Below are 13,184 nucleotides of genomic sequence, written 5' to 3' on the forward strand. Positions count from 1 at the left end.
CTACTCTAATAACTTGAGATAGCACTTTCTTTTATTATAATGAAAATGACAAGTTATCATCAAAACTTGAACACTATCATCACCATTATGGTAGTATTACTGGTTAGTAACACACAAAACCACAACAATGACATACGACATATAAACCTCGACGGAGTTGCTATGTCCACCTAATAACACATTAAATACCGCGCTGAGTATTAATGGCACGGATAGTAAAGAGGTAAAAACTGCGCAAGAAATACCACATTATTACAAAACACCTAATACGCAAAACTAAATAATTATATAATAAATAATTGTATGCCACTAAAAACGCAATAGTTATAGAAAATATATCTAAACATAAATTTTTTGTCATTATTTAAGATAATTTTTAAAAAAACCCATCAATGCGACAAGCAGTCATGGCTGTCTTGAGCTGATTAATTACCAGGCCCTGTACATTGTACGTGAACATATGACTAGCTGCCTGCCAACTAAAATGCACATACTCGACGGTGCGTTATTGCGTACTGACGTCAACATTGCTTGACTAGAGGTATAGGCGATCGCTACTAAGCTTATTTCCCTCATACAAAAAACTAAAGCAGCTACCTAAGCAGGGCAGCAAAAATTGATATAGCGGCATGCTCTAGATGCATGCCGCATAACTGCCTAATCACTCTGAGCCTAAACAGATAAATCGCATTGAACGGTAAGTGCAGCAAGATAATCTTAAGATTGCTAGTGACTTATGCTTGCATCTACTTACCATCTCAGAGAATCACGCAAGTGTTATTACGCAATTAAGTAAGTCTGAAATTTACACCATCTGTGTTGTGGACAATTAGTAATTTTGAATCAAGAATGTACTAGCTATGCTACTGTAGTTACCACTAACTACAGTAAGATTAACTACTTGTCTAATACTGTATACTCTTAGCATCAAATCACTAGCTCCGCAGTGCGGACGTTAACTGAACAAGCAATTTCATAATTAATTAAACAATTAAGACATTGCACGATCTACCGCTGTCTATCAACGATAGACAGCGCAGCAAGGAAGCATAAAAAGCTCAAGACCAATCCTTCAGTTATGATTAGCTTATCGTTCTGCTATAAGCAACTGTTAACTAATGATCGCGAGTCATGCTTGTTTGCCTTCACTTTTTTGATCACATAATGAATACCTGGTAAATAATCTTTACTAGAGTAAATAACTACATCTGGATATCATAGACGTTAGTATGGTCAAACTAACTTATTTGTCCATTAGCAATAGTGCAGTAACTCTATGCACGCCGATCCAACAAATTGACCACCAAACGATCAACCAAACCCCACACCCGCTGCTTTACTCGTAACCACAATGGCCGTGCCTTCCATGCTTTTAAACTTACCACATGGCTTTTAGCGAAATCACGTTCGAAACTACTAGCCATCGCTGCCGTCAATTTAGGGTCTAATGCTTCCAAGTTGGCTTCTAAGTTAAAGTGCAAATTCCAGTGATCGAAATTACACGAACCGATACTAACCCAATTGTCCACTAGTACCATTTTCAAGTGCAGGAAGCAAGGTTGGTATTCAAAGATCTGCACGCCTGCGCGCAGAAGCCGCGGGTAATAACGGTGCCCAGCATAACGTACTGACGGATGATCCGTATGTGGACCGGTCAGCAATAAACGCACATCTACACCGCGCCAGGCTGCGCGATATAAGGCGCGCCGCACACTCCATGTTGGCAGAAAGTATGGAGTCGCCAGCCAAATACGTTGCTGACTGCCATTCAAAGCACTGATCAGCGACTGTAAAATATTATGGTGCTGACGGGCGTCAGCATACACAACTCGACCAAGACCTGGCCCGGTTATAGGCGCTTTAGGTAATCGCGGCAAAACAAAATGAGTAACAGCTTTCCACTCTAGACGTGCCGCATTAGCGTGCCACTGACGATCAAATAACGCCTGCCAATCCAGCACTAGCGGCCCACTAATTTGCACCATCACTTCATGCCAAGCAGCAGTGTTTTGTCCAGGAGTCCAGAACTCATCAGTAACGCCAGTACCACCAACTACAGCAATACTTTGGTCAATCAATAACAGCTTACGGTGATCGCGGTACAGGTTACGCATCCAACATCGCCAGCTCAAACGATTGTAAAAGCGTAAATCCACACCTGCATTAATCAAACGTTTACGCAGTCCTATGGTGAACGCAAGGCTACCATAATCATCAAATAAACAACGCACCCACACACCTCGCTCGGCCGCAAGTACCAAAGCCTGCACCATTGCATCTGCACAAGCACCTGCTTTTACCAGATATAATTCCAGATCAATCTGGCGTTTAGCTTTAGCAATACCTACCAGCATCTGCGGAAAAAAACTAGGCCCGTCGATCAGCAACTCGAAACGGTTAGCGCTGTGCCATAGGAACACTGCACCGCTCACGTCAGTGCACCGTAAAAATCAACACCGCACCTATCGGCACCGATAAACTAATAGACGAAAACCTAACCGCCTTGCGTAATGCCGCCATAATTGGCACCAGCCTAAAATCCTCAGCATATAATATCACCAGTGTTTATGGTTGCTACCTGAAAGAACTGGTTATTTAAATGAACAAGAGTAAGTCAGTACTGTAGGCCTAAATTTTGCCATGCAGCATCATCGCTATTACCAGGCATAATTCAATTTATGCGCTATATGCGCTATAGGGTAAAGCAATCAATAGATCAATAAATGTTAGGTTATCCCATAATGCCTTGGGGTAGATCTTGATATAGAGCTAGCCAATCATAAAGCGCGATACTGCTGTTTATTAATTCTAGCTGGCCCATAACCCCAATTAAACTGCATCTTTGCTGTCACCATAGCGGTGTGGTACGAGGAAGTGATTGACTTTAGCGATTCTGGTATTTTAGTGTTGACTAACAACCGGTGTGAGGATTCGGTATCTAAAGACTAATCGACATCAGCATATACGGCAGCACAAGTCTGCAACGTGAAGAGCAGAAGTGTACTATTGAACATAAAGACTCGTATAGCAAAAAATCTAGACGAAACATTAAGCATAGTATTGTAAATGGCGCACATTTCATGTAAGAGTAAACTTACTTATGAGAGCGTAGTTATTAGTTGATAACTATATGGCTAGCCCACTGAATTCGGGCAGAAATACGCCACAGTATTTACTGAACAGTAATTATTAAATCAATGATTATTACACTTAGTATACTACTTCTTTTCAAATTAACTATATACAAATTGAATGCTAGTTCTACTGTCGCTGGATATATCGATTAGTATAACACCAATATAAAGTTGTTTAGTGTGGTTTTGGACATGGATAACTATAATATCTACGATAACCACATCGGCTTACTGATCTGAATAGTAAACGACTGGCAACTATCACCCGTTTACTCAATTACTAGATTGACACCACACTTTGCTGTTCTATAGCGAAAAGGAATTTCGCCTACATAGTTGATCCCTATACTTGCAGAACGAAGATCACGATAATTGATCGCACTAAAATTAACTAGGCCTACCGCAATGACGACACGCTCTAGATCCTCTAGGATAAATTAGCTAAAAGACTTAGCTAGAACAGCTAAAGCTATTTAATACGTAATACGAGAATCCAGGCACATAAGTCGCTAAGCAAATAAATAGAGCAGCATTTATATAAATGTTACTCATATAATCCACACCTGCGTACCAGGCCAAAAAAACCGCAAACAGCGCCGGACTTAAACATCTCATGTCATCGCTAAGATAGCACCACCATTTATATCCTATATGTATGTGTCTAAATACTAAAATGTGCAGTCAGTTGTGTTTAAATACAAACCACTAAATAGCTAATTTATTTATCCTGCTTACACTCGACGTGTTACGCCAAAGCTACACTAGCTACTTCAAGATAACCTTTGAATGAGCTGTCCGCGTATACACTTAATGCATATTAAACTGTTAGGTAGCTATGCACTGATATTGTTTCTAGCAAAAAAACCGCATTACGTATCTAGCCGATAACCCGCTTAGTTGTAGTAGTTAGAGTGATAATTGATTGATATGCAGGCAAATTAACTTGCACCTTAAACAAGATCACACGTTACTAATATTTCCGGGAGGCACTATTATAGAATGGTGCAACATGCGCAATTCCTACAAGCGTTTACTTATTAAGTATATTGATGAAGACGTGTCACTGCAATAGATATTAATTAGTTATTTGCTTGATAGCTAAGCTTAGTGTGCTACCATCATTTATTAAAAATGATAATTTACTCTCGTAGCTAATACGTCTGTTTGACAATGATTATTGTAATATAAAAAATCCGCGTACTCAAACTAATTACGTTTACTAAGGTAAACGCGCAACGTTTAGACTATAGATACACAACAAACGATATAGAAAAGCTATTTAGGTCTAAGTAGTATCTCAATCTGTTGATATGAATCAAAGCAGATACGATCAAAATATAAAAGCAAACTTCTGCAAATTCTTATAATTCTAAGTGATTGGCAAAATTAAGCGAAACTCTAACAACCAAATCAGCATAGAATTATATAATCCATTCATGACACAGCGCAATATCTTTAATTTGTGTTAAATGCCTGAAGCTGCCAGGCAAACTGCTCTGTTATCGTAAACCAATAATACTAATATAGCCAATTATTCACCACTATCAAAGATACGATCTTTGTTAATCGCCCAAACAAATATAATTCAGCCACCAACACACGGTATACTATATACATCAAGCGCTCAAACTGATTGTCGGTATAGGACACTACTTTTCACGGCGAGCAGTGATCAAAAAATACATTGAAACAACCTATGAGACCGAGCGTAGCGCTTGCTTGCCAGGATTAATACCGCAAGACTTCACGTGCCGGCAAAATTGATATCAATAGAAAGATCTAGCTAGTGATACAACTAAATTGCCAGCTAAATTTACGAGCTAAACTTGCCTCATAAGCGACTTTTAACAAAGTTGCCTTATAGGCAACTTCTATAATTGAGAAGTCAATTAATTATTTAGAGGACGCATGAATAATACAGTATCTTATAACTAAATCGAGTCAACACTACTGATCCAGTATTGTAATAATTTTAAAATTGCTACAATAAATCTGATGTCATATCCAAATTATATCGTTATAGGTAGATTGAAATCTTAGTAAGAATATAATTACTTACAATATCAAATTACTACCATGAATATCGACTTCAATAAAATAAGAATCCATAGAACATATTAATACAATAAGATATGCTTACCCGAATACAAAATCCTAACAGTGCTCTGAGTTAAGTTAAAATCACGAGTAAGGCATCAGCGCTAAGTATATCAATCAGTGCTGCAAATTGTCTTAGCCTACCGTTACGATTTATCTAACTATATTGCAAATATAGCGTGATAGATCAGAGTTCAGAAAGATAAAATAAAGCAAATAACACTTTTGTGAATATACAAAAACACCATCTAATCCTTCTTGATACGACTCATAATTAACATTAGAGCTAAAATCTGCTTTACTGAATTCGTCTTCATAGGACTACTACTAAATGTAAAGGTAGACATGATTATATTAATTGCTAACGCTACATAGATGGTCATAACATTAATGTTTACCAGTCTGATTTAGTCAACTTACTCGCTAGCGAGTAAGTAAATAAACGCCTGGCTGGAAACTGTAGGCTAGCCAGCTCTAGACGCCGCAACTATAGCGATTACTGCTAGTCACAAGCCTGATTGCTATTCTAAATAGTGACAGAGCTCACTCTGTGATCAGCATACTAACTAATCCGCTCTGTTTAAAGAGCGTACGATAAATTTATACATAGCTGTTCTATTACTCGAACATCCTGATACCTGGTTAAACGACTAGGCACTTGTCTAGATCAATCAGGACAGGATAATCCAAGACATATAACGATGAAACTTTCTTGCACTTATGGCGGTATGATCTTATATCATACTAGATAGAAAATCATAACCTAGCAAAACGTTTACCTGAGTAGACATTGAATTAGATAAACTAGTTATTATGCTCATGCAGTTTCACAAGAAAGAAACTGGCGACGACTAGACTTTTGCAGTCTTAAGCAACAAGTCAATATGATTAAAGCCGGCTAGCCATATACGTCAGTAACCTATACTGCTTCCGCAGTATACACTAAGATAGTCAATATAGGAACTTAGCTTGCTTGCGATACATTTATTGCTTCTATGAATCAATCATACTACAGATATACCTGTGTAAGAAGCCAACCATTTTACATAAGTCACACTTGTTGAATATATCCAGCCTCAGGGGACTTACCTTTGTAACTTTATCAGAATACCGTTACTACATCTTCAGTTGGCTATTTATCAACGGTTGGATCAACGGCTGGCTAGTTTGCATATTAAAGGTACCATACAAATCTTGCGACATAAAAATGATTAATTATCTTTACGCTTTATGGTGGATGCAATAAAAGCAAGTACGTATTCTATTTTCATTGTGCAGCTTAGGAAGGATCAAGCGTAGCATATCTAGCCACGCATCAATCCAGAGTTTAGCATCCTGCTGTCTTTGGAGGCTATTAGGTACTAATAAACCACTAACCAATCACGTCGCATATAAAAATATATGCATGCTATACTAAAATTATGTACAGAGTTTTTCAGAAGTTGCCGCCATAGAAACACGTTACGTAGTATCAGGTTAATTTATGGGTTTTATTCTAGGAATATTGGTTTAGCGTTAATAACGCCATGTTATATGTTTTATCGGTATACTCGCACGTATAAAACAGGACTTCAAAGGTTTACGCAAGCTGTCTAACTATATTGTTTACAACAGATTTTACGTGCTACTAATGATGCCATTCAAGGCTCTGCGCTAGGGTGGTCCACCCAGAGGCCATCAGTCTGCGCAATACTGCACCTGCGTAGTAAGCTTAATCAGTAACTTGCAGAGTCTGACTATGCACCTCATACGCTTCTTTGCATTCGAACTTAAAGAAGTGCGGCATAGAGGCGCTTAATTATTCCTCAGTAGATTGCATGACAACGCTATTATCGATAATAAGAGTATTAAAATCTAAGTTTTGATAACTGCTTTACCGCTCAAGAGCTAGCAAATAGTAACAAACGAAATTATCTCGCTACAGCGAGATAATTTCGTTTGTTATCCCATCTTTTGCCTTTTACACTTCTTGTGTATATTTTGTACGCCTGACCTGAGGATTTTATGCAACTTAAACTAGCTATTATCACTCTGGTCACTACCATCGCTTTCACATCTCTGCTTAGCGGATGCAAAAAAGAAGAAGAGGTTCTACCAACTCAAACTTCTGAAGTTGGCGTGGTCACCATTCAACCGCAAACCTTTATCCTGACGTCTAATCTACCAGGCCGTACCACTGCCTACCGAATAGCTGAAGTACGACCTCAGGTTACTGGCATCATCCTCAAACGTTTTTTTCAAGAAGGTAGCAACGTCAAAGAGGGACAACAACTCTACCAGATCACTTCATCAATATATGATGCCTCTCTAAGAGTCGCCCAGGCTAACTTAGCGCAAACTAGAGCAATTGCTAATCGCTACAAACAGTTGGTTAATGAGCAAGCGGTTAGCCGCCAAGAATACGATACGGCAGTTTCTAACCAAATGATCTCTGAAGCTAATGTGCAAGTCGCACTTATCAACGTGCGCTACACTAAAGTATTGGCACCGATTTCAGGGCGTATTGGCCGCTCTTCAGTTACTGAAGGCGCGCTGGTTAGCAACGGCCAGGCTAACGCCATGGCTATTATCCAACAACTAGACCCGATCTACGTCGATGTCATGCAATCTTCAGCTGAAATACTAAAATTGCGCCATCACTTAGAAAGTGGCCAGTTAAAACAAGCTAGTGAAAACAATACTAAAGTCAAGCTAACTCTAGAAGACGGCATTGCCTACGGTCTAGACGGTCAGCTTGAGTTCTCTGAAGTATCGGTTGACCAAACTACCGGCTCCGTAACTTTACGCGCCACGTTCCCGAACCCTGACCACACGCTGCTGCCTGGTATGTTCGTGCATGCTCAACTACAAACTGGCATAAACAACCAGGCTATTTTAGTACCTCAGCAAGGTGTAACCCGTAATTTTAAGGGCACCCCAACTGCACTCATCGTAAACAAGGACAATAAAGTCGAACAACGTCAGCTAATCGCTAACAGTACCGATGGCGCCTATTGGTTAGTAGAAAAAGGCCTCGATGCTGGTGACCGCGTGATCACCGAAGGTCTACAATTCATCAAGCCTGGCATCGAAGTCAAAGTTAAAAACGCTGACAACACTAAACCAGCTAGTAAAGGGGAATAATCTATGTCGATTTTTTTTATAGATCGCCCTATTTTTGCCTGGGTCATAGCTCTAAGCATCATGCTAGTCGGGGCACTATCAATCCTTAAGTTACCTATTAATCAATACCCAGCCATCGCGCCTACTGCTATTGACATCCAGGTAATTTACCCAGGTGCATCTGCACAAATTGTACAGGATACCGTGGTACAGGTAATTGAGCAACAACTCAACGGTATCGATAACCTGCGTTATATAGCTTCGGATAGTAATTCCGACGGCAGCATGACCATTACCGCTACGTTTAACCATGGCACCAACCCGGATATAGCTCAGGTTCAAGTGCATAACAAGCTGAGCCTGGCAACTCCACTATTGCCACAAGAAGTGCAGCAACAAGGTATACGTGTAACTAAGTCGGCAAAAAACTTCTTAATGGTAGTTGGCTTAGTATCAGAAGACGGTAGCATGACTAAGGACGATTTATCTAACTACATCGTTTCTAACATTCAAGATCAAGTTTCACGTACTGCTGGTGTTGGTGATTTCCAGGTTTTTGGTTCGCAGTATGCTATGCGTATCTGGTTAGATCCAGCAAAGCTAAACATCTACCAGCTCACGCCAGTAGATGTTAGCGCTGCTATCCGGGCGCAAAATATTCAGGTAGCTACTGGTCAATTAGGCGGCATGCCAGCCATACCAGGTACACACCTAAATGCCACAATCACCGGTAAAACCCGTCTAAAATCTGCTGAAGAATTCGCCAAGATTTTAATGCAAGTAAACTCTGATGGCTCGCAGGTTTGCCTTGGTGATATAGCACGTATTGAACTGGGCAGCCAGAATTACAACATTAGCACACAGTTTAATGGTAAGCCAGCTTCTGGCATGGCAATCAAACTAGCGACCGGTGCAAATGCCCTAGATACCGCCAAAGCGATTTACGCTACCGTAGCATCGATAGAGCCATTTTTCCCTCCCGGCATGAAAGTAATAGTACCGTATGACACCACACCGGTCATGACCGAATCAATCTCAAGTGTTATTTATACCTTGGGCGAAACGATTGTGTTGGTCTTCCTGGTGATGCTCCTATTCCTGCAAAACTTTCGCGCTACTATTATCGCTACAATGACAATACCTGTGGTATTGCTTGGTACGTTCGGCATCCTTGCTGCAACCGGATTTACCATTAACACCCTGACCATGTTCGGCATAATCCTCGCTATAGGCTTGCTAGTAGACGACGCCATAGTTGTAGTGGAAAATATTGAGCGAGTAATGGCTGAAGAACATCTTTCACCAAAAGAAGCGACGATTAAGTCCATGGGCCAGATTTATGGCGCCTTAGTAGGCATTACCCTCATTTTATCGGCAATCATGTTACCAATGGCGTTCTTTGGAGGCTCTACGGGTGTGATTTACCGGCAGTTCTCCATCACCATTGTATCAGCAATGGCGTTATCTGTACTAGTTGCTATGATCTTCACTCCAGTCCTGTGCGCCACTATGCTTAAGCCGATCAATCCAAAAAAATATAGCCAACTAAAATGTGGTTTCTTTGGCTGGTTTAACCGTACTTTTGATCTTGGCTTACTAAGCTACGAGCACGGTGTCAATAACATGATCAAGCATAAAATCCCAGCATTCCTAATGTATGCACTAATCTTAACTTGCATAATCTGGATGTTTACCAGTATTCCAAGCGCATTCTTACCTGAAGAAGACCAAGGCGTGATCTTTGCTCAGGTGCAGGCACCGGATAATACTTCGACTGAATATACGCAAAAAGTTATCGATGACATGACCACCTACCTGTTGAATGACAAGGAAGACAAGCCGGGCGAAGGCAAAGCCGTCAAGTCGGTGTTTACTATAAATGGCTTCAACTTTGCTGGCCGAGGCCAAAGCTCTGGCCTCGCGTTCGTGCAACTCAAACCGTGGAGCGAACGTGATGCAAACATGTCTGCGTTCAAAGTAGCCAAGCGTGCACAGCATTACTTTTTTACTGCCATCAAGGAGGCTCTAGTATTTGTCGTAGTACCACCGTCAGTATTAGAGTTAGGTAACTCTAACGGTTTTGATATATTTCTACAAGACCAGGGTGGAGTTGGCCACGATAAACTGATGGCTGCACAAAACCAGTTCCTAGGTGCAGCGGCACAAAGCAAGATCCTCGCAAACGTGCGCTCCAATGGTATGAATGATGCGCCGCAGTACGAAATAACTGTTGACGATGAGAAAGCCAGTGTCTACGGCGTCAGTCTAATAGACATCCAACAGACCATAGCAATTGCTTTAGGTGGTATCTACATCAACGATTTTATCGATCGTGGTCGTGTAAAGAAGGTGTATGTGCAAGGTGATGCAGACAGCAGGATGTCCCCAGAAGATTTAAATAAATGGTACGTACGCAACGCCTCTGGAAAGATGATACCACTATCAACTATTTCGTCATGCCAATGGATCTTCGGTTCAACAAAACTATCACGTTATAATGGTTTAGCGGCAATAGAAATCCTCGGTACGCCTGCACCAGGTTATAGTACCGGCAATGCGATTACGGAAGTCAAGCGTATCGCCGAAGGCCTGCCGTCCGGCATTGGTTATTCATGGACTGGGCTTTCGTATGAAGAACGTATGTCTAGCTCCCAAGCACCTACGCTGTACGCTTTGTCACTAGTAATAGTGTTCCTATGCCTAGCCGCACTGTACGAAAGCTGGTCAATTCCGATTGTAGTGATTCTAGTAGTACCGCTAGGTATAATTGGTACACTAATCGCTACGAGCCTGCGCGACTTATCAAACGACGTGTTCTTTCAGGTTGGCTTATTGGTAACGATTGGACTAGCAGCAAAAAACGCTATCCTAATCGTGGAGTTTGCTAAAGAGCTTTACGAGCATGGCAAAGGCATAGCCGAGTCTGTACTCGAAGCATCTCGTATGCGTCTGCGTCCAATTATTATGACATCCATGGTGTTTATGCTCGGCGTATTGCCACTGGCAATTTCCTCGGGGCCTGGCTCAGGTAGCCAACATGCAATCGGTACCGGCGTAATTGGCGGTATGATTACCGCTACCGTCTTAGTAATATTCTGGGTACCATTGTTCTTCGTGACGTTTGCTGGCAAACGTAAAAAGACAGTTAATACTAAAACCACTAAAGAATTTAGCCAATGAATAGGTTTTTATTTTTCTTGGCTGTTATATTATTCTTGTTTAGTGGATGTTCATTGACACCTGACTATCAGCGCCCTAAAATGCCAGTGGCCACGCAGTATCCGCATGGCCAGGCATATTCTTTAGGTCAGGCCGCCGCTGATCAGGGTTGGAGGCATTTTTTCCGTGACCCCTCTCTACAGCAGCTAATCCAGACCGCACTAGCTAACAACCGTGACTTGCATGTTGCATCACTGAACATTGACGCCTATGCAGCACAATACCAGATTAAACGTGCTAACTTGTTCCCGACTTTTTTAACTACCAGCGCTGGTAGCCACCAGCGTGTACCTGATAAGCTATTGCAAACCAGCAAAACAGGCATCATACACCAATACTCGACTAACTTCAGTATAGACTCATATGAGCTAGACTTACTAAACCGCGTACATAGCCTTAGCGAAGAAGCACTGCAAAAGTACTTGGCTACTGAAGAAGCACGGCGCAGTATACATATTAGCCTAGTAGCTAGCGTAGCAAATGCCTACCTGACATGGCAGACCGGCAAAGAACTACTTAAACTGACCATAGATACCCTCAGCACGCTTGAGCAGGGCTATAAGCTGACATTACGCAGCAATGAAGTTGGTATGGCCTCAGCACTCGACGTGACGAGGGCACATACATTTGTGGAAAATACACGCATCCAACTAGCACACTACACTCGCCAGGTAGCACAGGACGAAAACAGCCTAACCATGCTTCTCAGTACAGAATTGCCAGCAAGTATTGCCAGTAAACCGCTATTGACTGACTTGCTCAGTGAAGTACCTGCAGGTTTGCCATCTGACCTACTGCAACGTCGTCCAGATATCATGCAGGCTGAATATAACCTAAAAGCCGCCAACGCTAATATCGGCACAGCACGTGCAGCGTTTTTTCCAAGCGTCCGTCTGACTACTAGTGCCGGTATCGCCAGTCCAAGCCTTAGCAGTTTATTCAAAGGTAATTTAGGTACTTGGTCATTTATTCCACAAGTCTATATTCCGATCTTCAGCGCTGGTAGCTTACGTGCAAGCTTAGACTACTCAAAAATCCAAAAAGAAATTAACGTGGCCAACTATGAGAAAGCAATACAAACCGGTTTCCAGGAAGTTTCTAACGGCCTAGCTGCCCGTAATACCTATAAACAGCAACTAGATGCACAGTACTCTTTAGTCGCGGCTAATAAAGATTACTACCGCCTAGCTAAGCGTCGTTACCATGCTGGTATTGACCGTAAAATGACTTTCCTGGATGCTAAACGCCAACTATTTAATGCCCAGCAATCACTAATTACTGCCCGCCTAGAACAGCTTAAGTGTGAAGTTAATCTATATAAAGCTTTAGGCGGTGGGTGGAACGAACAAACTACAAAAAATGAATTATTGAAAAAATAACACCTATGATAAAATTATTCTGATAGCACCTTTGCAAAAAACTGTTTTCTGCACATAAAGAGCAGGCAGTTTACGTATCCTTTTTTGAGCAAATTTAGCTTGCCCTTAATTATCGCCAATAATGTTATCTCTACCTTCTTAGATTTTAATGTAAAAAAATGTTAGATTTTTTGCTCATAAAAGCTCAATGGCTAACGTAGATACTAGAGAGGTATTTAACTATTACTTTTAGACCGCAATAGCCACATGACAA

Annotated in this window: 3 protein-coding genes and 1 pseudogene; 3 read left to right on the forward strand and 1 reads right to left on the reverse strand. The window is 41.2% G+C overall.

Annotated features, from left to right (window positions below; genetic code table 11):
• Positions 1 to 1,274: 1,274 nt before the first annotated feature.
• Complete coding sequence (locus C3B55_RS03255; protein WP_129211426.1) at positions 1,275 to 2,432, reverse strand: phospholipase D-like domain-containing protein; 1,158 nt, start codon at positions 2,430 to 2,432, stop codon at positions 1,275 to 1,277.
• A 4,803-nt stretch (positions 2,433 to 7,235) separates the two neighbouring features.
• Between C3B55_RS03255 and C3B55_RS03260 the strand changes: the two genes are divergently transcribed.
• From C3B55_RS03260 to C3B55_RS03270, 3 genes and pseudogenes are all read left to right on the forward strand, one after another.
• Positions 7,236 to 8,354, forward strand: a complete 1,119-nt coding sequence (locus C3B55_RS03260) for an efflux RND transporter periplasmic adaptor subunit (RefSeq protein WP_129211428.1) — start codon at positions 7,236 to 7,238, stop codon at positions 8,352 to 8,354.
• 3 nt (positions 8,355 to 8,357) lie between these two features.
• The gene (locus C3B55_RS03265; protein ID WP_129211430.1) at positions 8,358 to 11,513 is read left to right on the forward strand and encodes an efflux RND transporter permease subunit; all 3,156 of its coding nucleotides are present in this window, start codon (positions 8,358 to 8,360) and stop codon (positions 11,511 to 11,513) included.
• Positions 11,510 to 12,954 (forward strand): annotated as a pseudogene (locus tag C3B55_RS03270) (efflux transporter outer membrane subunit). Before C3B55_RS03265 ends, C3B55_RS03270 begins: the two are co-directional and overlap by 4 nt.
• The last annotated feature ends 230 nt before the right edge of the window (positions 12,955 to 13,184 follow it).

This window comes from Candidatus Pseudomonas adelgestsugas (genome assembly GCF_004124255.1).
Classification (GTDB): domain Bacteria; phylum Pseudomonadota; class Gammaproteobacteria; order Pseudomonadales; family Pseudomonadaceae; genus Aquipseudomonas; species Aquipseudomonas adelgestsugas.

Bases quoted from the DNA above. Each gene is read 5' to 3' on its own strand.
- C3B55_RS03265 (WP_129211430.1), top strand. From the start codon at position 8,358: ATGTCGATTTTTTTTATAGATCGCCCTATTTTTGCCTGGGTCATAGCT.
- C3B55_RS03260 (WP_129211428.1), top strand. From the start codon at position 7,236: ATGCAACTTAAACTAGCTATTATCACTCTGGTCACTACCATCGCTTTC.